Below are 20,918 nucleotides of genomic sequence, written 5' to 3'. Positions count from 1 at the left end.
ATGGCCGCCGCGATATCCTCATTGAAAGGTTGGCGGGAGCGTTTTGTTTCGCCATTCGTGCACTGGCTGGCCTTGCTCGGCCTGTGCGCGGCTTACCTGCAGGGTGGGTTACAGAAAGCCTGGGATATCCCGGCGGCCATCGCCGAAACGGCCCACTTCGGAATGTCGCCAGCGGGACCAGTGACGTTCGCAGTGATCGTGCTGGAACTCGGCGCGTCGCTGGCCATTCTCAGCGGACGCGGACGCTGGGTGGGAGCATTGCTGCTCGCGGCCTTCACGCTGGCTGCAACCTTCATGGCCAATCGTTTCTGGGCGGCGCCGGCCGCAGGGCGATTTGGCGTGACGAACGCTTTTTTTGAACACCTCGGCTTGGTCGGTGGCTTCCTGCTGGTGGCATGGCATGACTTGCGCGACCGGGCGACACCTTCTTCATCCGCTGGTTACTGATCATCCAAGGGAGTTTCTCCATGCGCACGTATTCAAAGCTTCTCGCTCTCGCCCTTGGCTTGAGTGCGGCCGGGGTCGCATCGCTGTCCGTTTTTGCCAAGGAGGCGCCGGCCACGCCAATGGTGGCGGTGGGCGCGCAGTACGACACCACGCACGTTTACGTCGCTCCGGCAGATGTGGACCGCTTTGTGGAGAGCTTTCTCGCCACGTTTGGCGGCCAGAGCACCAAACAGGGCATTGCCACGGTGACGCCCACGCCCAGCAGCACCAGCACCCAGTTGTTGCAAACGCCGGTGGGCACGGTGTCGCTGTTCGGCTTCCGCACGCCGATCCCGCATCCGTTCGGTGATGAGCGCACGGGTTATCTGGTGACCGACATCGACGTGGCGGTCAAGGCGGCCCGAGCGGCCGGCGCGGATGTCATCGTGCAGACCTTTCCCGACCCGATCGGTCGCGACGTGGTCATCCAGTGGCCGGGCGGCGTGAATATGCAGCTCTACTGGCATACCACGCCGCCGAACTACGCGCCGTTCCAGACCGTTCCGGAAAACCGCGTCTACGTATCGCCGGATCGCGCGGGTGCATTCGTGAAGAGTTTCCTGACGTTCTCGCACGGCAAGGTGGTTGCTGACGACGCCAAGGCACCCGGCGTAGAAATCGGCCGGAGTGGCGATACGTTCCGCCGTATCCGCATCGAGTCCACCTTCGGCAAGATGACGGTGCTCGTCACCGACGGGCACCTGCCGTATCCGTATGGCCATGAGATGACCGGCTATGAGGTGGCGAGCGTTTCCGACACGCTGACCAAGGCCAAGGCGCATGGCGTGAAGGTGTTGGTGGAGCCGTATACCAGCGGAGGCCGTGAATCGACGGTGGTGGAATTCCCGGGTGGTTACGTGGCCGAGATCCACGCCAACGCCAGCCACTGAAGATCATGAGAGAGGCGGGAAGGGTATTCGACCCTTCATATGTCGCCGCGGGAGCGATCGCCGCTCCCGCGCGCTCCATCTTGGCGGGACTACTGTTGGGTCTGAGTCTTGCCTCTGCCGTGGCTCACGCACAGGACGAGAGTGCAGACTCCACACTGGTCACGCCGGTCCAGAACCAGGCTGAGCGGCCGACGCCGCGCAGCAATCGTTGGCAGGAGGATTGGTCGGTGCTGGCCGATCCTTCGTTGCGCACGCAATGGGGCGATGCGCTCAAGTATCTGTCGCTGAGCGATAGTGATCCGAAGACCTATCTATCGTTCGGCGTGAATTTGCGTGAGCGAACGGAAATGCAGGATGCCTCCAGTTTCGGCATCGGCCATAACCCGAACAACACCTATCTGTTGCAACGCCTCCAACTGCATGCCGATCTGCGTTTCGCCAGCTATTGGCAGGCGTTCGTGCAGTTTGAAGACGCGCGCACTATGAATAAACAGGTGATCAGCGGTGCCGACCGCAATCCTTGGGATTTGCGGTTGGCCTTCGTCGCCTATGTGCGGACCTTCGCCGGCGGCACCTTCAAGGCGCGCGTGGGTCGCCAGGATTTTGCCTTCGATTTGCAGCGCTTCGTGTCGTTGCGCGATGGTCCGAACGTGCGGCAGTCGTTCGATGCGATCTGGGCCGATTGGGAGGGCAGCAAGTGGCGCTTTATCGGCTTTCTCAGTCAGCCTGTGCAATACAACGACGAGCACCCGTTCGACGATACATCCAACCACCATTTCCGCTTCCACACGCTGCGCGTCGAGCGTCTGCTATGGGGCAAGGACGAGCTGTCGGCGTACTACTCGCTCTACAGTCGCGATAACGCCCACTATCTCGATGCCGTGGGCGATGAGCATCGCGATGTGTATGACGTGCGCTTCGCGGGCAACCAATCCGGCGTGGACTGGGATCTGGAAGCCATGGCGCAGCGCGGCCATGTTGGTGTGAAGGACATCAACGCCTGGGGTACTGGCGCGCGGGTGGGTTACACATGGCCTGTCACCTGGTCACCGCGAATCGGGTTGCAGATGGATGCAGCCTCGGGGGATCGTCACCCGGGTGATGGCACGGTGGGTACGTTCAATCCCCTGTTTCCCAATGGCTATTACTTCACGCTGGCGGCCTATACCGGTTACACCAATCTGCGGCACGTCAAACCCAGTGTGACCATCAAGCCGGTGAGCCGGCTCACGCTGATGGCTGCAGTGGGGTTTCAATGGCGCGAATCCACTGCCGATGCCATCTACGTGCAGCCGAATATTCCGCTGCCCGGCACGGCTGGACAGGGAAGCAAATGGACTGGTGCGTACGGCCAGGTGCGCGCGGATTATGCCTTCAACGCCAACTTCACCGGTGCGGTAGAAGCTGTGCATTATGACGTGGGACGAGCGATACGCATGGCGGGTGGACGCGACGCCGACTACGTCGGCGTCGAAGGGAAGTTCATGTGGTGACGTTACGAAAAAGCACGCCCGGCCCCGGGAGAGGATGAGTGTATGAATGAAAAACCCTTGTTGCCGACCATCCTCAGTGTGATAGCCGGCTATGTCGATACGGCGGGCTTTCTGGCGCTGCACGGTCTGTTCACGGCGCATGTCACGGGCAACTTTGTCACCATCGGGGCGGCGCTGGTGTCGGGAACGTCGGGCATCGTGGCCAAGCTGCTGGCGTTACCGGTGTTCTGCGTTTTCGTTATCGGTGCGCGACTGCTTCGTTATCGCCTGATCGATGCCGGGCAGCCCGTGGTGCGCTCGCTGCTGTCGATCAAGCTGGCGTTGTTGGTGGCGGCGATGGTGCTGGCCATCTACTACGGGCCCTTCCCGCAGGGTGACAGTTGGGCTGCGACGTTGACCGGCATGACCCTGGTGGGCGCCATGGCCATCCAAAACGCCGTGCACCGCGTGCATCTGGGCAGCTCACCGCCGTCGACATTGATGACGGGTACCACCACGCAAATCATGCTGGACGTGGCCGATCGCATTCGTGGCGTGCCTGCGGCGCAGCAGGCCGCCCTGAATGGTCGGCTCAGGCGCATGAGTTTTGCCGTGCTGGCGTTCGCCATCGGCTGTGCGGCGGGTGCGCTGTTTTATGCCTTTGGCGGCATGTGGTGCTTTGTCGTGCCGCCCTTGCTGAGCGTGGCGGCGGTGTTGCGATATGGCGATGCCGATCCCGAGCCAATGCCGACATCGTAATGACATTTGCCGGGCCATACTCAACCGGTCAACCGCGGAGATTCCTCATGGGCAAGACAAGCAAGGCCAAGACAGATACCAGTAGCGCGAAGGTCCGCCAGAAGGCACCCCTCAATACGCCATCGGCGCTGGGCGAGAAGGCTACGCGCGATATCTCGGCAGAGCTGAATGCGCTGCTGGCTGATGTCCTGGCTGTGTACCTGAAGACCAAGAACTTCCATTGGCACATGTCAGGGCCGTATTTCCGCGACTATCACCTGCTGCTCGACGAGCAGTCGGACCAGATCTATGCCACGGTGGACCCGATTGCCGAGCGCGTGCGCAAGCTGGGTGGCACCACGCTGCGTTCGCTCGGGCACGCCAAGCGACTGGCTCGCCTGTCCGACAACGACGCGGACTTCGTGACGCCGGACGACATGCTGGCCGAGCTGCGCGAAGACAATCAGCGCCTGGCCGGTTACATGCGCGCCACGCATGAGCTCTGCGACGAGTACCGCGACGTCGCCACGGCCAGCCTGCTGGAGAACTGGATCGACGAGGCCGAGCGCCGCGTGTGGTTCCTGTTCGAAACCAGCCGTCACTCCTGATAGCGTTGTCCGCGACCGGCAACGGTCGCGGCTAACTCTGTTGTTGCAGTTTCCTGCTGAGCTGGATCGCTCAGGCGATGCCGCGCCAGCGTGCGACCATGCCGACCCCTTTGGTGACGGCGCTCGATAGCAGACGCAGGTCGAGCGGCATGTCCGGGCGATAGACGTCCAATAGCAAGGCGATGCGCGTTTGCTCACAGCGGTTCCACACCTCGTGCGGATAAGTGTCGTCCCACAACAGCTGCTCACCACTGCCCATTCGATGTTCTTCGCCAGCCAGCCATAACACAGCGGCGGGAAGTCCGTCCTCGGCCAGCGGGGCTTCCAAGTTGAGCTGATAGCGCAGGATCCCCCGGAACGGCCCGCTGTGACGCGGTATGTGCTTGTGCGGGGCAAGGAAGGAGAGCGTGGCCGACAGCACGCCGGGGCAGGCGGCCAGCAACTCGGCGAGAAACGGGCAGCGCGCTAGGTTGGCGTGGATGTCCTGCCCGTAGATCTTGAGCAGAAACATGCGCCAGTCACGTCCGTCGGTGGCGGAGATCTCGGCCTGGGTTGGCATGATCTCGTGGAATCGCGGAATGGGCTGGGTGCCCTCGAGCACGGCCATCGCCTCGCCGCGGATGACCTCCCACGCATCGTGAAAGCGGTGGCCGTCGGGGAAGCAGGTGTCGATATCGAGTACGGGTGGCGTGTTGATGCGTGCGTCGTAAAGGCGGCGGATGGCCCGCGACGACAGCTCATAGAGCGAATCCATCTTCGGTGTTCCCTCTTTTTCTTGGTGGGCGTACTCGCCCCGGCACCGCGTGGCCGCCTTCCCGGTGGCCGACATGTTGCACGGTAGCGACAGAAATCTCCTCGTCACGTGAACGCACGGGGCCCACTTCGGCCGACACAGCCAATAAGCGGATCTACATGAAAAAAATGGCCTTTTTGGCTGTTTTTCCGTGGGATTTTTCTTGTATTTTACGTGACGTCACGTAAAATAGGCGCAAATGAGGAGGACGCACCATGGTTGACCCACAAGATCCGGGCACGCTTGCCTTGCCCCTGACGTTCAAGCGTTCGCGCGGACGTCCGCGCAAGCCCAATGCCTTGACGCCGGCGGAGCGTGCGCGTCGTTACAGGGCGAGGAAGAAGACGCTATCGATACATGCCGTATCGCTGGCGGTTCACAGCGACGTGGTGCGCGAACGTGACCATGCGTTGTCGCAGGTGAGGCAGTTGCGCGGCGAGCTGGAGCGTTTGCTACAACAGCTGCAGTCATAACGGGTGGCTTGCGCGGCGATCGCCGCGCGCCATGAGCGAATTCGTGACCGCCCAGGTGGCGGTCGTGTGCGTTTGTTTTGCTTCGCTAGAGTAACGGGTCCGGCGGTGTCTGGGCCGCCGAACCACGCATGCAGGCCGCCCTAAGGGACATCAGGCCTTGAGTGCGGCCTTCAGTGCTTCAGCTTGCTTGGGGAACCACGGGCCATTGGTTTCCAGCACGCCATCGGCGAGCTTTCTGGCTTCATCGTCGCGATGAAGAGCCTTCAGTGCCTTCACGCGCTGCAATGCCACGGCGAGGCGGTTGGCGCCATAAGCCTTGTCGGCTGCCTGTGCGAGATAGGGCAATGCATCGGCAGGCTTGCCCGTATCCACCAAGCTTCGACCGTAGCGATACGCGTAGACGTAGTCGTCCGGATAGGCGGCGATCAGCTTGCGTTGATAGTCATCCAGCTCTGCGGTGCGCTTGGCGCGTATCAGGTAGATGCGCAGGTTGTCAGCGAGATTGCGATCGCTGGCGAGGTTGCTGCCAAGGCGCTGGCGTGTCTGCGTGATGGCGCGATCAAGCAGGGCCGTGGCAGCAGCCTGGTCGCCAAGCGTTTCGTCCAATTCAGCGCTGGTCAGCACGGCGCTACGCTGGTCAGCGCAGGCAGGTTTGGCAACGAGCACCTGTGTACTGACGTAAGTGTCGAGCGGTTTGCGCTGGGTGGCGAGCAGGGCCTTGCGCTCGGTGGCGGGCAATTTGTCGGTCGCATCGAGCAGATTGTCGAGCACGTACGGGCGCTGGCAGCCGATGTCCTGCGCCAACACTTTTTGTGCACTGGCGACCACTGCCGCGTTGTCCTTGGCTGCGAGAGCCTTGATCAGCGTGAGTTGATCAAGCGCCACGACAGTGCGGCTGTTCTTGCGGGCATTCTGTTGCCGCGCTGTGGGTAAGGCTGCAAACCAGTCCAGGCCCTCATTGCCTTCGGAGCGCGCTTGATACGCATCGAGCACGCTCGCGATATCGTCGTCGCTACCCTTGAGTGCTTTCTGCTTCAGGCCATCCAGCGTGTTGCCCGTGGCGAGGATGGCGTTGACCTTTGGATAGAACTTTTCGCGCGGCTGCTCCGCTGAGATACGGCCGAGCTCATTGCCGTGCTCGTCCAGCACCACGTAACTGGGCAGGAAGGATGCGTTGAGTTTCTTCATCCAGGTTTGGCCATCCGGCGAATCGGCATCGGCCTCGACCACGATGGCCTTGCGTTGCACAGCGCCCCATTCCGGACCGTTCAGTACGTGGCTGGCCATGTAGTAGCACGAGTAGCACCACACCGCCTGGAAATCGACCAGCACCGGGCGATGTTGCTCGGCGGACGCCTTCAGGGCTTCGTCGATGGTGAGTGGTGCCTTGGCATCTGCTGCGTGCACGCTGACGCTCGGGAGCATGGCGAGTAGCAGGGAGGCAAGCAGCGGATTCTTCATGCGGCGGTGGGTCTGAGGCATGACGTCGACTCTCTGTTTCATGGGCGGGATGTCGGTACTGCCGCCGCACGCATCCATGCACCGTGCGGGAGTCGACGACTTTCGCGTCGGCGGCAGCGTTCGGAGAAAGGGGTCCCTGCCGGGAGCGGGGCGTTCCGGGGCCTCGACATCGTCGGTGCAAGACTACGCCGATGTCGATGGGTGGAGCTATGAAAGCCCGGACCTGGAGCGATTGAAAGAGGTCGGCAGATGAAGGTTTTTCATGTCGACAGAAGCCATGGTTATAAGCCGTGCAGGGTCTGGCTTACCGGGCATCTCGCGCGCAAAAAAAAGCCCGGCCCTGCGAGCCGTGAGGGGAGCGGCTGCGCGGGACCGGGCGTTGGAGCGACGTTGTCAGGCGGCGACGGTTTCCTGTTCCGGCTCATCTACCGGCAGGCGAATCAGGTAGTCGAAGGCGCTTAGCGATGCCTTGGCGCCTTCACCCATCGCGATGACGATCTGCTTATAGGGCACCGTGGTGACGTCGCCGGCAGCGAACACGCCCGGCACCGACGTCTCGCCACGTGCGTCCACTTCAATTTCGTGACGCGGCGACAGCTTGATGGTGCCCTTCAGCCAATCAGTGTTGGGCAGCAGGCCGATCTGCACGAATACGCCTTCGAGCGCCACGTGATGATTCTGGCCGCCGGCACGATCGGCGTAGTTGAGGCCTGTCACCTTCTGGCCATCACCCGTCACTTCGGTGGTCTGCGCGCTGACGATGATGTCCACGTTCGGCAGGCTGCGCAGTTTGCGCTGCAGAACGTCGTCCGCACGCAGCTTGCCGTCGAATTCGAGCAGCGTGACATGGCCCACGATGCCGGCCAGGTCGATGGCCGCTTCTACGCCGGAATTGCCGCCGCCGATCACCGCCACGCGCTTGCCCTTGAACAGCGGGCCGTCGCAATGCGGGCAGTAGGTCACGCCCTTGTTGCGGTATTCCTGTTCGCCCGGCACGTTCATGTTGCGCCAGCGGGCACCGGTGGAAAGGATCACCGTCCTCGCCTTCAGCGTGGCGCCGTTGGTCAGGCGCACTTCATGCAGGCCGCCTTCGGTGGTGGCGGGTATCAGTTGTTCGGCGCGCTGCAGGTTCATCACGTCCACGTCGTATTCGTGCACGTGCTGCTCCAGCGAGGCCGCGAGTTTCGGGCCTTCGGTGTAGGACACGGAAATGAAGTTTTCGATGGCCATGGTGTCCAGCACCTGTCCACCGAAGCGTTCGGCTGCCACGCCAGTACGGATGCCTTTGCGCGCCGCGTAGATAGCTGCCGCTGCGCCTGCCGGGCCGCCGCCGACCACAAGCACCTCGAACGGTGCCTTGGCGTTCAGTCGCTCAGCGATGCGCTCATGCGCATTCGTATCCAGGCGTGCAGCGATCTGCTCGATCTCCATGCGGCCAGTGTCGAAGAACTCGCCGTTGAGGAACACGGTGGGAACGGCCATCACCTGGCGCTCGTTCACTTCGTCCTGGAACAGCGCGCCGTCGACGGCGACGTGCGAGATGTTCGGGTTGAGCACGCTCATCAGGTTCAGTGCCTGCACGGTGTCCGGGCAGCTGTGGCAGGACAGCGACATGAACGTCTCGAAGCGGTATTCGCCGTCGAGGTTGCGCACCTGCTCGATGACGTCCTGCGAGGCCTTGGACGGATGGCCGCCGACCTGCAGCAGTGCCAGCACCAGCGAGGTGAACTCATGGCCCATCGGAATGCCGGCGAAGCTCACGCCCACATCGGTACCGACGCGATTGATGGCGAACGACGGCTTGCGTGCCGCCGTGCCGCCAAGGCGCAGCGAGATCTTGTCCGACAGCGGGGCGATATCTTCCAGCAGGGCCTTGAGCTCCTGCGCCTTCTCGCTGTGGTCGAGGGAGGCCAGAAGCTCGATCGGGTGTACGACCTTCTCGAGGTAGGCCTGCAGTTGGGACTTCAGATCGGCATCCAGCATGGTGACTCCGTCGTTTATTCAGGGTGAGCGTTGCCTGCACCCTGGGTTTGCCGGGGTGTTGCGCGTGCTTTCGTATTCGGAAGAGGGACCCGGCAGAACGCCGGGTCCGGTGCGGCCCGATGCAGCGGGCCGCAACACAGTGCTACAGGGTCTAACTTAGATCTTGCCGACAAGGCTGAGCGACGGCTTCAGGGTCTTGTCGCCTTCCTGCCACTTGGCCGGGCACACTTCACCCGGGTGGGAAGCGACGTACTGAGCGGCCTTCACCTTGCGCAGCAGTTCGGCAGCCGAGCGGCCGATGCCGTTGTCGTGGATTTCGCACAGCTTGATCTGGCCTTCCGGGTTGATCAGGAAGGTGCCGCGCAGCGCCAAGCCTTCTTCTTCGATCATGACGTCGAAGTTGCGGGTGATGGTGCCGGTCGGATCGCCGATCAGGGTGTACTTGACCTTCTTGATCGCATCCGAGGTGTCGTGCCATGCCTTGTGTGCGAAGTGCGTGTCGGTCGACACGCCGTAGATCTCAACGCCCAGCTTCTGGAACTGCTCGTAATGATCAGCAAGGTCTTCCAGCTCGGTCGGGCAGACGAAGGTGAAGTCGGCGGGGTAGAACACCACCACAGACCACTTACCCTTCAGCGTGGCATCGGTCACATCGATGAACTGGCCGTCCTTGAAAGCACTGGCCTTGAACGCTTTGATTTCGGTATTGATCAACGACATCGTTGTTTTTCCGTTGGTTGTGGTGAATTGGCAGACAAGAATACGGGAAGGATGGCGATAGGTCTAATTGATAGTTGGCATGATGGTCATTGATGGCGGCTATGGGTGAGCGTCTCCAAGCCGGCCTGCCTTCCCCGTTGGGGTGGCAGGCGCCCATCACACCCCAAGATCTGGTGGCGCCGTGGCGAGGGTGCAACCCGGCGCGACGTTCCGTCCTGGTCTCTCGAGCGCGATTTGCTCCGCGCAGCGATGTGCATGTGCGCATGCAAACGGGCGCGCATTGCACCCGTGCGACAACCGTGCGGAACACGTGTCGGCTAGCAGGCAGAACGTGATCGATGCGTGACGATTTGCGTGTTTGCGCAAGGACGTTGCGCGGATTGTGCAATAGACGAAAGAGATCAGGGTGCAGGATTGACTTCGACCGGTCCGTACTTGTACCTAGATACTTACGGTCAAGCCATGCGACGCCAGCCAGACCTGTGATGCGCGTCGGATGGTCTGGTCGCTTGCAAGCAACTATTCACTTGGCAACGGTGGCTGTGATGGTGGCATTGGCGACGGAATACGTGATCGACGTTCATCACTGGAACGATAGCCTTTTCAGTTTCCGGACCACGCGTGATCCGGGCTTCCGGTTCGATAGCGGCCATTTCGTGATGCTTGGGCTGGAAGTGGAGGGCAAGCCGCTGCTGCGTGCGTACTCGATCGCCAGCGCCAACCACGAAGAACACCTCGAATTCGTCAGCATCAAAGTGCCCGATGGGCCGCTGACGTCGCGCTTGCAGCACCTCAAACCCGGCGACCCGCTCATCGTCAGTCGCAAGCCGACCGGCACGCTGGTGCTCAACGACCTTCGCACCGGCAAGCACCTTTACCTGCTCGGTACGGGGACGGGGCTGGCGCCTTTCCTGAGCATTGTGCGTGACCCGGAAACTTACGAGCGTTTCGACAAGATCGTGCTGGCGCACGGCGTGCGCCGGATCAGCGACCTGGTGTTCGCGGAATACCTGGAGCACGAACTTCCGGGTCACCCCTACCTTGGCGACCTGGTGCGCGAGAAGCTGGTCTATTACCCCAGCGTCACCCGTGAACCATTTCACCATCGCGGGCGTCTTACGGATGCGATTGTCGACGGACGCATGAGCGATGCCGCTGGCCTGCCGTCGCTGAATCCGGAAACGGATCGGGTGATGTTGTGCGGCAGCCAGGCGATGCTGGATGACACGAGTGCCTTGTTGGACGGTCGCGGTTTTCAGGTTTCGCCGCGCACGCGCGAGCCGGGTGACTATGTGATCGAGCGTGCTTTCGTCGAAAGGTGAATGCAGGTGAGCAGGATGCAGTATGGCGTGGCGGTGCCGTCGCAGGCATCGCCCGATGGTGTTCCAGCGGTGCTGTTGCCGGTGACGGCAAGCACATTTGCTTGGCTAAAAACGTCTAGTAAAAACGTCTAGATAGAGACTCCGAAAGCCCCGAGGAGAGTCCGTCGTGTACGATCTGCTACGAACCGTCGATTCACCGGCGCAGTTGCGCGAGCTGGACATGCCGGCGCTGCATCAGTTGGCGAGCGAGTTGCGCGCATTCATTTTGGAGAGCGTCTCCCACACGGGTGGGCACCTGTCCTCCAACCTCGGCAGCGTCGAGCTGACCATTGCGCTGCATTATGTGTTCGATACGCCAGGTGATCGGCTGGTATGGGACGTCGGTCACCAGTCGTATCCGCACAAAATTCTCACCGGCCGTCGCGAGGCGATGGGCGGCATTCGACAGCTTGAAGGCATCTCCGGTTTCCCGCGGCGCAGCGAGTCGGAATACGACACCTTCGGTACGGCGCATTCCAGCACGTCGATTTCGGCGGCGCTGGGTATGGCACATGCCGCGCGCATCCTTGGCGACGCGCGCCACAGCATCGCGGTGATCGGTGACGGTGCACTCAGCGCGGGCATGGCGTTCGAGGCGATGAACAATGCCGGCGTGGCGGAAGACTTGCCCCTGCTGGTGGTGCTCAACGACAATGACATGTCCATTTCGCCCCCTGTGGGTGCGTTGCGGTATTGCTTCGGCCGGCTGATTTCCGGCCGCTTCTACCAGCACGCGCGCAGGGGTGTGCATTACGCGTTGCGGCCCATTCCGCCGATCAGCCATCTGGCATCGCGGCTGGAGTCGCAGATGAAAGGCTTGGTGGTGCCGTCACCCTTGTTCGAGGAGTTCGGCTTCAACTACACCGGGCCGATCGATGGTCATGATCTGGACGTGCTGATTCCGGCGCTGCAGAACATCAAGACGTTGCGCGGCCCGCAGTTCCTGCACGTCATTACGCAAAAAGGGCACGGCTACAAACTGGCCGAGGCCGATCCCATCCAATACCACGGCCCAGGCAAGTTCGATCCCAAGATCGGCTTGGTCTCGTCTGCCAAGGCCGCGCGCAAGAGCTACACGCAAGTGTTCTCCGAGTGGCTGTGCGACGAGGCGGCGCAGGATCCGCGCATCGTCGGCATTACGCCCGCCATGCGCGAAGGCTCAGGGTTGGTCGAGTTTGAGAAGCGCTTTCCTGATCGCTATTTCGACGTTGCCATCGCCGAGCAGCATGCGGTGACGTTCGCGGCCGGCCTGGCGACGGAAGGGCTGCGACCGGTGGTGGCGATCTATTCCACCTTCCTGCAACGTGGCTACGACCAGTTGATCCATGACGTCGCGTTGCAGAATTTGCCGGTGGCCTTTGCGATCGATCGTGCTGGCATTGTTGGCGCGGATGGCGCTACGCATATGGGCGCCTTTGACCTGGCCTACCTGCGCTGCATTCCGAACATGGTGGTGATGGCTGCCTCGGACGAAAACGAGTGCCGCCAGATGCTGCACACGGCCGTGAACCATGATGCGCCATGCGCGGTGCGTTATCCGCGCGGCACCGGGCCGGGCGTGGCTACCGAAGCGGTCATGAGCGTGTTGCCTGTCGGCAAGGGCGAGTTGCGGCGGCACAGTGGAAAAGCACCGGGTCAGCGCGTGGCTATCCTCGCGTTCGGTTCGATGGTGGCGCCCAGCCTTGCCGCCGCCGAAGCGCTGGATGCGACCGTGGCCAATATGCGTTTCGTGAAGCCGCTGGACGAGGCGTTGGTGCGGCAGCTAGCCCAGACGCACGATGCGGTGGTGACCGTGGAAGAAGGCTGCCTACAGGGTGGCGCCGGATCGGCCTGCGTCGAATGCTTGTCCGACACGGGTACGGTGGTGCCGGTACTTCGCCTGGGTCTGCCGGATGAATTCGTCGAACATGGCGATCCGGCCACGCTGCTCAATCACTACGGGCTGGATGCGGAGGGCATTCGTGCTTCCATCCAGCGTTTCACCGACCGGGTGCTGTCTGCCAAGCCAAGCTGCGCCGTCGCGCGGGAGGCTCGTTCTCCATGAAAGTGATTCTTGCCCAGCCACGCGGTTTCTGCGCAGGCGTGGTTCGCGCCATTGAAATTGTCGAGCGCGCCTTGCAGCGTTATGGCGCTCCCGTATACGTGCATCACGAGATCGTGCACAACCGGCACGTGGTCGACGATTTGCGCTCCAAGGGCGCGATCTTTGTTGACGACCTGGCCGACGTGCCGGAAGGTGCACACGCCATTTTCAGTGCGCACGGCGTCGGCCGTTCCGTCGAAGCGTTGGCCGAGCGACGCAGTCTGCAAGTGCTGGACGCGACGTGTCCGCTGGTAACCAAGGTGCATAACCAGGGTCAGCGCTACGCACAGGAAGGGCGCACGGTGGTGTTGATCGGCCACGCCGGTCATCCCGAAGTGGTTGGTACGCTCGACCAGATTCCCGGGCCGGTGGTGTTGGTGCAGGACGTGGGGGAGGCCGAAACGCTCGACTTTCCTGCGGACGCACCGCTTGCCTATGTCTCGCAGACCACGTTGAGTGTCGATGACACGCGGCGCATCATCGACGTGCTGCGCCGGCGCTTCATCAACTTGTCCGGCCCGAGCAAGGGCGACATTTGCTACGCCACGCAGAATCGTCAGAGCGCGGTGCGCGAGCTGGCGGGGCAGGTGGAAGTGATGCTAGTGGTCGGCTCGCCGAACAGCTCGAATTCGCGTCGCTTGCAGGAAATCGCCGAAGAGCTGGGCGTGCCTAGCTACTTGCTTGCCGACGGTGGCGAACTGCGGCAGGCGTGGGTGGCCGATGCGCGTATCGTCGGACTCACGGCGGGCGCGTCGGCACCGGAAGCGTCTGTTGATGATGTACTTCGTGCCTTGCGGCAACTGGCTCCGGTGGAGCTGGTCACCATGGACGGACGCCGCGAGCGCGCGGTGTTTCCTCTCCCGGTGGTGTTGGAGGCCGTGTCATGAACGTGCAGCGCTTGAGCATTCTTGGTTCCACTGGCTCCATCGGCACCAGCACATTGGATGTGGTCGCGCGCCATCCGGATCGCTTCCGCGTGTTTGCGCTCACGGCGCACCGCCAGATCGATCGGTTGTTTGACCAGTGTCGTGCGTTTCTGCCGGAGGTCGTGGTGGTGGGCGATGCCGAGGGCGCCGCGGAACTGAAGCAGAAGCTGCGCGCGGCGCGTTTGTCCACCGAAGTGGCTTACGGTCCGCAGGCGTTGAGCGCGGCGGCTAGCGCGGCGGGTTGCGATACCGTGGTGGCTGCTATTGTCGGCGCGGCGGGGCTTGCCTCGTCGCTGGCCGCGGCACGCGCCGGCAAGAAGATCCTGCTGGCGAACAAGGAGGCCCTGGTGATGTCAGGGGCTCTGTTCATGCGCACCGTGGCTGAGCATGGCGCCACGCTGTTGCCACTCGACAGCGAACACAACGCCATCTTCCAGTGCCTTGGTACGGGCTCGTGTACGGGGGCGGGTGTCGAGCGTCTGATCCTCACTGCCTCGGGTGGCCCGTTCCTGCAGCGTGAGCTGGATACGCTGGATGCCGTGACGCCCGACCAGGCCTGCAAGCATCCGAACTGGGTGATGGGGCGCAAGATTTCGGTCGACTCGGCCACCATGATGAACAAGGGGCTCGAGGTCATCGAGGCACGCTGGCTGTTCGATATGCCGGCGGAGCGTATCGAGGTGCTGATCCATCCGCAGAGCGTGATTCATTCGATGGTCGCTTACGCCGACCAGTCCGTGCTTGCGCAACTGGGCAACCCCGACATGCGCACGCCGATTGCGCATGCCATGGCGCATCCGGATCGTATCGACTCGGGCGTGGCGCCATTGGACCTCACGCGCATGTCCAACCTGAGCTTTTATGCGCCGGATCTGGCGAGGTTTCCGTGCCTGCGGCTCGGCCTGCAGGTATTGCGTGACGGTTGCCGCGCTAGCGTGACCTTGAACGCCGCCAATGAAATTGCAGTGGACGCGTTTCTGCGGGAGCAGATTCGTTTCACCGATATCGCGCGGGTGGTGGAGCGCACGCTCGATCAGCTACCGGCGCTGGCTGCCACCGCGCAGCTGGACGATATCCTTGCCGCCGACGAGCGGGCGCGTGCGACAGCTCACCAAATTATTGCCAAGCTATCAGCGCCGCGCGCTGTCGTAGCAACCATTCATTGATGTGATGCGGAGACGAGTGCGTGAGTGAAGCGATTCAACTGTGGCCTGCTTCGTCCGGTGCGCCGGCACACGCCGAGCCGCTGGAAACCTGGATGCCACGGATCCTGCAGCGCACCGAGCGGGCACTGGAGCATTATCTGCCGTCGGACGATACCGTACCGGCGACGCTGCATGACGGCATGCGCTACGCCACGCTCGGAGGCGGAAAGCGCCTGCGTGCGCTGCTTTGCCATGCGTCGGGTGAACTGGTGGACGCGGACCCTGCGACCCTCGATGGCGCTGCCAGTGCGATCGAAATGATCCACGCGTATTCGCTAGTGCACGACGATCTTCCAGCGATGGACAACGATCTGCTCCGCCGCGGTCAGCCGACCGTGCACGTGCGCTATGGCGAAGCGATGGCGATCCTTGTTGGTGATGGTTTGCAAGCCCAGGCTTTCGCCGTGATCGGTGACATACCGGCCAGCGCGACACAGCGCGTGGCACTGCTGAAAGAGCTCGCGGCCGCAAGCAGCTCACAGGGCATGGTGGGCGGGCAGGCGATCGACCTGGAAAGCGTGGGGCATGTGCTGTCGCGCGATCAGCTCGAACAGATGCATCGGCTGAAGACGGGCGCCTTGTTGCGGGCGGCGGTATTCATGGGTGCGCATTGCGGTGCGTTGGCTATGTCGCCGGAACTCCACTCAGCGCTCGATGGCTACCAGCGCGCCGTCGGGCTCGCGTTCCAGGTGGTCGATGACATTCTGGACGTGACCACCGACGCGGCCACGCTGGGCAAGACGCCCGGCAAGGACGCACAGGACAACAAGCCGACCTACGTGTCGCTGCTTGGGTTGGATGCCTCGCGCAAGTTGGCGGAGGACCTGGGCGAGCGTGCGCGCGCCGCGCTGGCCCCGCTGGGTGAGCGCGCCGCGCACCTCCACGGCCTTGCCGATATGGTGGTGCATCGCATTCGCTGAGCGGGTATCGCGGGGCGCCTCACGCCTCGCGATACCACAGCAGGATCACGCCGATCAGCATGAAGCACGCCGGCCACACGTAGCCGGCAATACGCCCGCCGCGTCCGGGTAGGCGCAACTCCAGCCAGCGCGACCAACCCGCGGCCACGCCGGCCAGCGCCAGCGGTGTGTGGGTTAGTTCAATCAGCATCTGATCTTTCACGTTGGAAATCTGATGACTGTGTGTGAGCAACATGGCGCCGCCCACGGCAACCAGCAGCGGAAAGACCAGCGCCGCGCGCTCACTTTTCAGGCGGCCGGTACGCACCGACCATTCGAACGTGCCAAACAGGATGATCAGCAGTACGAAGAATCGGTGCTGCGCCACTTCCACATCACGCCACGCCACCCACCATCCCTCCTGACCCAGTGGCCATACCTCAGGGTCGGATCGGAGCAGCAAAAAGGCCGCCATAAGCAGGAACAGTAGTGGCCAATGGCGCGCCCATCGCATGCCCGCGCGACTGAGCAAGGCGAGGAAGCCGATCAACAGGACGAAGATACCGGCCCAGTGATGGTTGTATTCGGACCACGCGATATCTTCGGCATTGCGCGGCGGCAGGATGCCGGAACCAGGCGTCGTGGCCGACTGCGTTACTTGGTGATCACGCGCGGCGTCCTGATCCAGTTGGGTCTGCAATTGCGAAATGGCCAGCGTGTCGTGATCGGGTGAACTCAGGCGCGGCCATGCCGGCGCATTGCGTACGGCGATTTCGTGCAGTGTCACGCGATCGGTGGTCAGGTCGACGGCAGGTGGTACGGACGTCAGCGAGGCCGCCGCGAAGAAGATGGTGAAGCCGATGCCGATCTCCACTTCGGCAAAGCGACGCATGCGCGTCACGGAGGCATCGCCTCCCTTGCGCAGGCGTTCGGTGACCAAGAAGTTGCCGAGCCCCAGGCCCAGCAGGCCGATGAACATCGCCACCTTGGCGCCAACCATGACGCCGTAGGCCGTGCCGTAGAAACCCTGCGCGTCGCCCACGTAGAAGATCCACATGGTGATGCCGGACAGCAGGATGCAGGCCACGCCGATCATCGACATACGGGAGAAGCGCGAACCGACCAACCTTATGCCATCCGCGTCCTGCAGGTGGCGTAGTACAACCACAAAGCAGGGAATGGCACCGATCCAGATCGCGGCGCCGAACTGGTGCAGGCCTTCCACGAGCATCAGCAGGGTGTTGTCGTCCAGGCGCGCATAGGCATGCGTAGTGGCCGTGGCGGCGGCCAGTTCGATGAGGCCGACCAACAGCAGTAGCGTGCGCGGAATCGACCGCGCCATGGTGCGTTGGCCCAGGCAAAAGGCGATGGCGAGCGCACAGAGGATCTTGACGCTGGCCGCCACGGCGAACGACGCCTGCATGACGTTGGAGAAGGGCAGGTCGACGGTCGACATCAACACGGATACCTGCAGTGCGGTCGTCGCCAGTTCGGCGAGCACCAGTCCCCAGGCGCTCCAGCGGGTCAGGCGCACGATGCGTTGTTCCAGCGCGTCGCCCTGTACCAGTCGTGAGCTCAGCGGGTGCAGCAGGAACACAAGGAAAAGCAGGCCGCCCAGCGTCATGGACTGGGCGACGATCACCAGTCCATGCAGGATGACGCTCAGGTAGCCAAAGATGTCGACGAGCAGTGCCACGGTACCCCCGTTGGTCAGCGGTGCCTAACGATTGCGATCACGTTGATTGCGGCGCTCAGGGCGCGGGCGTCACGGTGAACGGCAGGTCGCCGCGCGTGATGTGTCCGTCCAGAGCTAGCGCCTGCCAGCGGATGACATAAGCGCCGGGCTTCAGGTCCGTCGCGCTGTCCAGCTCGTTGGGCTTGTCTGCATTGGCGGTAATGGCGAGCGGCGTTTCACTCTTGTCGGCGGCGACGAGTAGCAGTCGTGAGCGCCCCTGGTCGATCTTGCTGTTGTACTTGAGTGTCAGTGCCACGTGACCGGCCGCGACGCTACCGTTGGCCTTGGGCGTGCTGTCGGTGAGGATGGCGTGGGCGCTGACGTTGAGGCTGGCGAGCAGAGCGAGAGTGGCGAACGCGACGCGACGATTGAGTTGCATGCGGTGGCTCCAAAGCGACGGGGATCAAGTGTGGCTGAAGGGTTGTTTGCACAGCCCGATCGAGTAAAGCATGGCGGGCAGGAAGGCGAAGGTGGACAGCAGCACGGCCACCAGACTGAGCAACAGCACGCTGCCCATGCTCGCCGTGCCTGGGTGACGCGCGATGGCCAGGCTGCCGAAAGCCGTTCCCGTAGTGAGCGCAGAGAACAGAATGGCGCGTGCCGTGGGCGAGCCTAGGAACAACTGCATGCCGTGGCGCCAGTTCATTACGAAGTAGACATTGAACGACACGCCCACGCCCAATAGCAGGGGTAGCGCGATGATGTTGGCGAAGTTGATGGCAATGCCGAACAAGCGTGCCAGCAGCGCGGTGAGCAGGACAGACATCAGCAGCGTTGCCAGCACCAGGCCGGCGTCGCGTGCGCGGCGCAACACCAGTATCAGCACAATGGCGATGGCCGCGGTGGCATAGATCGCCGCCTCACGGAACGCAATGAGAATGGTGTCGGCCGCCCTGATGGTATCGACGGCGGAACCTGCGGCATCCGGGGCTTCCTTCTGCACGGCCTGGACGAAATCGCGCAGGCCGGCAGTGCTCTGTGCCTTGGTGGTGGGCGTTACCTGCACGCGGACGCGCCCATCCGGTGCAAACCAATCGCGGCGCAGGTCGTCCGGCAGATTCTGCATGGTGATGGGTGTGGCCGATAGCGAGTCGGCCAACTGGTTGAGTGTGTAGGGCAGGTACTTCGTCAGCGCGTCGTTCGCTGTCGCCATTTGTTGGTCGTTGCCATGGGCCAGTGCAGCCAGTGCCTTGCCGATGCGTCGCAGCGGCGAGTTGGCTGGCAGCTTGTCGGCAACACTGGCGATGCCGTCGCTGGTGTCCTTGGCGGCGTCACGCATCTCGTCGGCGGTAGGTGCTGCGACTTTCTCGCCAGGATTCAGTACGGCATACATCAGGTCGGATGCCTGCTGCAGCTGTTCGAGTTTTTCATCCTGCCCGGTCGGCACAAAGTCGACGCCCGATACCACCTGGGCCACTTCCGGCAACTTGCCCAGCTTCTCACTCAAAGCCTTGGCCTGGGGGAGGTCCTTTGCGAGCACGTCCATGGTGAACGGGTTGGTGTTTGGGTCGTCCATCAGCGAGGTGAGCGTTCGCATTGCCTCGGTATCCGCGCGCTTGGTGTGCAGCGGATTGGCGTCGAACGGGATGGTGGCCGCGCACCAGATGCCGATGACGCCAAGCACGACAAAGACCGTCAGCACGGCTTTGCGGTTGCGGTTTAACCACTTATCCGCAGCGATGCTGCCGGGTAGTGCGACCTCAGCGTGCGGAGAGCCTTTTGCCAGCAGGCGCAGCAGCGCAGGCAGTACGGTGAGTGTGCAGACGAGTGCTAGCAGCATGCCGACGCCGGCGATGATGCCGAGCTCCGCGACGCCGGTGAAGTCGGTCGGTGCGAAGGCGAGGAAGCCGCAGGCCGTGGCGAGCGCGGCAAGCCCGACCTGGCTGACCACGCGATTGGCCGTTTCATGCAGGGAGTCGTCAAACGTACGGTCGCTGTACTGGCGGGCGTGCAGGCGCACGCCGAACTGGATGCCGAAGTCCACCGCGAGGCCGACAAACAGCACGGCAAATGCCACGGAAACCAGGTTGAGTCGGCCGACGGAAAGCGCGGCAAAGCCCAGCGTGTAAATCAGGCCAACCACCAATGTGATGACCACCGGAACGATCAGTCGCCAGGTGCCTAGCGCCAGCACCAGCCAGAACACCAACAGCAGGCTGCTACCGATAGCGATTGGCCCGGCGCGATCGGTCAGCGAGGCGAACTCTTCATCGGCCAACGGCACTGAGCCGGTGTAGTTGATGTGCACGCGGCCCGATTTCACCTCAGGCAGTTCATGGGCCAGTTGCAGCATTGCTTGTGTGGCGGCCTGTCCCGGCTCCAGCGCCGTGTGGTCGAGCACGGGGTGGATCAGGATGAACTCTTGCCCGCCGTTGCTGTTGACCAGATCGGGCGTCAGTAGCGCCTGCCAGGAGAGCGGTGCGTTCTTGCCTGCCACAGCGTCTTCCATGGTTTGCGCGACGTTGCCGAGCGCCGGATCGTACGAGGACAGGTCATCCGCCATGCCGCGACGCACGCCTTCAACCATCAGGTTGATGCCGTTGAACAGGCCGCGTGCGGACGGGTCCTTGGCCAGCGGGCCGAGCAGAGGCTGTGCCTGGAGCATGCTGTCGAGCGTACTTTCCAGTTCATCCTGGGGAAGCAGTAGCAGGCCTTCGCGATTGAAGAAGGGGCTGATGCCCGGCGTGGACGATGAGCGGAAATGTTCCTTGTCAGCCACCAGTTTGGCGTTGAGCGCCTGCGCGGCAATGCGAGCTTCTTCGGGCGTAGGTGCGCGCACCACCGCGGTCAGCGTGTCGCTGAATTGGGGAAACTGGCGCGCAAAGGCGGCGCTCTGTTGCCGCCACGGCAGCTTGTCTGAAAAGAGATGGTCCGAGTCGGTGTCGATGCTCAGGTGCCGCGATGCACCCCAAAGACTCAGCATGACAAACAGAGCGGTCAGCAGCAGGACGACATAGTGATGCCGACCACTGCGGTCCACCGTCCAAACCAGGCCTTTATGAATCGCTTTGAACACGCCGTCGGACCTCCAGGCTACGATGCCGCCGGCCGTACGTCGAGGCCAAGCCTGACATCCGAAAACAAT

The 20,918-nt window shown here is 62.7% G+C and carries 18 protein-coding genes; 11 read left to right on the top strand and 7 right to left on the bottom strand.

Annotated features, from left to right (window positions below; all coding sequences use genetic code 11):
- The 5 genes from DyAD56_RS20305 (at position 1) to DyAD56_RS20285 (ending at position 4,194) form a co-directional block, all read left to right on the top strand.
- Positions 1-447: a DoxX family protein gene (locus tag DyAD56_RS20305; protein WP_102304778.1), complete on the top strand. Its 447-nt coding sequence runs from the start codon at positions 1-3 to the stop codon at positions 445-447.
- Positions 448-467: 20 nt separating this feature from the next.
- A complete protein-coding gene (locus DyAD56_RS20300) occupies positions 468-1,376 on the top strand; it encodes a glyoxalase (RefSeq protein WP_233202769.1) in 909 nt (302 codons plus the stop codon).
- 95 nt (positions 1,377-1,471) lie between these two features.
- A complete protein-coding gene (locus tag DyAD56_RS20295; protein ID WP_233202767.1) occupies positions 1,472-2,869 on the top strand; it encodes an alginate export family protein in 1,398 nt (465 codons plus the stop codon).
- A gap of 42 nt (positions 2,870-2,911) precedes the next feature.
- Positions 2,912-3,607, top strand: coding sequence for a YoaK family protein (locus DyAD56_RS20290; RefSeq protein ID WP_102304649.1), 696 nt, complete (start codon positions 2,912-2,914; stop codon positions 3,605-3,607).
- Positions 3,608-3,654: 47 nt separating this feature from the next.
- Positions 3,655-4,194: a DNA starvation/stationary phase protection protein gene (locus DyAD56_RS20285; protein ID WP_102304648.1), complete on the top strand. Its 540-nt coding sequence runs from the start codon at positions 3,655-3,657 to the stop codon at positions 4,192-4,194.
- A 70-nt stretch (positions 4,195-4,264) separates the two neighbouring features.
- Here DyAD56_RS20285 and DyAD56_RS20280 read toward each other — a convergent pair whose 3' ends face one another.
- Complete coding sequence (locus tag DyAD56_RS20280) at positions 4,265-4,948, bottom strand: aspartyl/asparaginyl beta-hydroxylase domain-containing protein (protein WP_102304647.1); 684 nt, start codon at positions 4,946-4,948, stop codon at positions 4,265-4,267.
- Between the two features lie 254 nt (positions 4,949-5,202).
- Here DyAD56_RS20280 and DyAD56_RS20275 point away from each other — a divergent pair, with 254 nt between their 5' ends.
- A complete protein-coding gene (locus DyAD56_RS20275) occupies positions 5,203-5,460 on the top strand; it encodes a hypothetical protein (RefSeq protein ID WP_102304646.1) in 258 nt (85 codons plus the stop codon).
- A gap of 150 nt (positions 5,461-5,610) precedes the next feature.
- On the opposite strand, the gene DyAD56_RS20270 is transcribed toward DyAD56_RS20275, so the two are convergent.
- The 3 genes from DyAD56_RS20270 to ahpC all read right to left on the bottom strand — a co-directional run bounded on the left by DyAD56_RS20270 (position 5,611) and on the right by ahpC (position 9,624).
- Positions 5,611-6,942 carry a thioredoxin family protein gene (locus tag DyAD56_RS20270; RefSeq protein ID WP_158241407.1) on the bottom strand — a complete coding sequence of 444 codons (1,332 nt, stop codon included), beginning with the start codon at positions 6,940-6,942 and terminating at the stop codon, positions 5,611-5,613.
- Positions 6,943-7,314: 372 nt separating this feature from the next.
- Positions 7,315-8,904 carry an alkyl hydroperoxide reductase subunit F gene (gene ahpF / locus DyAD56_RS20265; protein WP_102304644.1) on the bottom strand — a complete coding sequence of 530 codons (1,590 nt, stop codon included), beginning with the start codon at positions 8,902-8,904 and terminating at the stop codon, positions 7,315-7,317.
- Positions 8,905-9,060: 156 nt separating this feature from the next.
- Positions 9,061-9,624 (bottom strand): alkyl hydroperoxide reductase subunit C, encoded by a 564-nt coding sequence (gene ahpC / locus DyAD56_RS20260; RefSeq protein WP_102304643.1) that lies wholly within the window; start codon positions 9,622-9,624, stop codon positions 9,061-9,063.
- Between the two features lie 545 nt (positions 9,625-10,169).
- On the opposite strand from ahpC, the gene DyAD56_RS20255 reads away from it, so the two are divergent.
- From DyAD56_RS20255 to DyAD56_RS20235, 5 genes are all read left to right on the top strand, one after another.
- Positions 10,170-10,946, top strand: a complete 777-nt coding sequence (locus DyAD56_RS20255; protein WP_102304642.1) for a ferredoxin--NADP reductase — start codon at positions 10,170-10,172, stop codon at positions 10,944-10,946.
- Positions 10,947-11,112: 166 nt separating this feature from the next.
- The gene (dxs, locus tag DyAD56_RS20250) at positions 11,113-13,029 is read left to right on the top strand and encodes a 1-deoxy-D-xylulose-5-phosphate synthase (protein ID WP_102304641.1); all 1,917 of its coding nucleotides are present in this window, start codon (positions 11,113-11,115) and stop codon (positions 13,027-13,029) included.
- Positions 13,026-13,955: a 4-hydroxy-3-methylbut-2-enyl diphosphate reductase gene (gene ispH / locus DyAD56_RS20245; RefSeq protein WP_102304640.1), complete on the top strand. Its 930-nt coding sequence runs from the start codon at positions 13,026-13,028 to the stop codon at positions 13,953-13,955. Before dxs ends, ispH begins: the two co-directional genes overlap by 4 nt.
- A complete protein-coding gene (gene ispC, locus DyAD56_RS20240; RefSeq protein WP_102304639.1) occupies positions 13,952-15,160 on the top strand; it encodes a 1-deoxy-D-xylulose-5-phosphate reductoisomerase in 1,209 nt (402 codons plus the stop codon). Before ispH ends, ispC begins: the two co-directional genes overlap by 4 nt.
- Before the next feature lie 20 nt (positions 15,161-15,180).
- Positions 15,181-16,119: a farnesyl diphosphate synthase gene (locus tag DyAD56_RS20235; protein ID WP_102304638.1), complete on the top strand. Its 939-nt coding sequence runs from the start codon at positions 15,181-15,183 to the stop codon at positions 16,117-16,119.
- A gap of 19 nt (positions 16,120-16,138) precedes the next feature.
- Here DyAD56_RS20235 and DyAD56_RS20230 read toward each other — a convergent pair whose 3' ends face one another.
- The 3 genes from DyAD56_RS20230 to DyAD56_RS20220 are packed head-to-tail and all read right to left on the bottom strand — an operon-like array spanning position 16,139 to position 20,849.
- On the bottom strand, positions 16,139-17,794 hold the full coding sequence (locus tag DyAD56_RS20230) for a CopD family protein (protein ID WP_102304637.1): 1,656 nt from the start codon (positions 17,792-17,794) through the stop codon (positions 16,139-16,141).
- A gap of 55 nt (positions 17,795-17,849) precedes the next feature.
- Positions 17,850-18,212: a copper resistance protein CopC gene (locus DyAD56_RS20225; protein ID WP_102304636.1), complete on the bottom strand. Its 363-nt coding sequence runs from the start codon at positions 18,210-18,212 to the stop codon at positions 17,850-17,852.
- 24 nt (positions 18,213-18,236) lie between these two features.
- Positions 18,237-20,849: an MMPL family transporter gene (locus tag DyAD56_RS20220; protein ID WP_199179062.1), complete on the bottom strand. Its 2,613-nt coding sequence runs from the start codon at positions 20,847-20,849 to the stop codon at positions 18,237-18,239.
- Between the last annotated feature and the right edge of the window lie 69 nt (positions 20,850-20,918).

This window comes from Dyella sp. AD56 (genome assembly GCF_002878475.1).
GTDB lineage: Bacteria > Pseudomonadota > Gammaproteobacteria > Xanthomonadales > Rhodanobacteraceae > Dyella.
The sequence above is the reverse complement of the archived record's forward strand: the minus strand, read 5'-3'. Positions and strand labels throughout refer to the sequence as shown.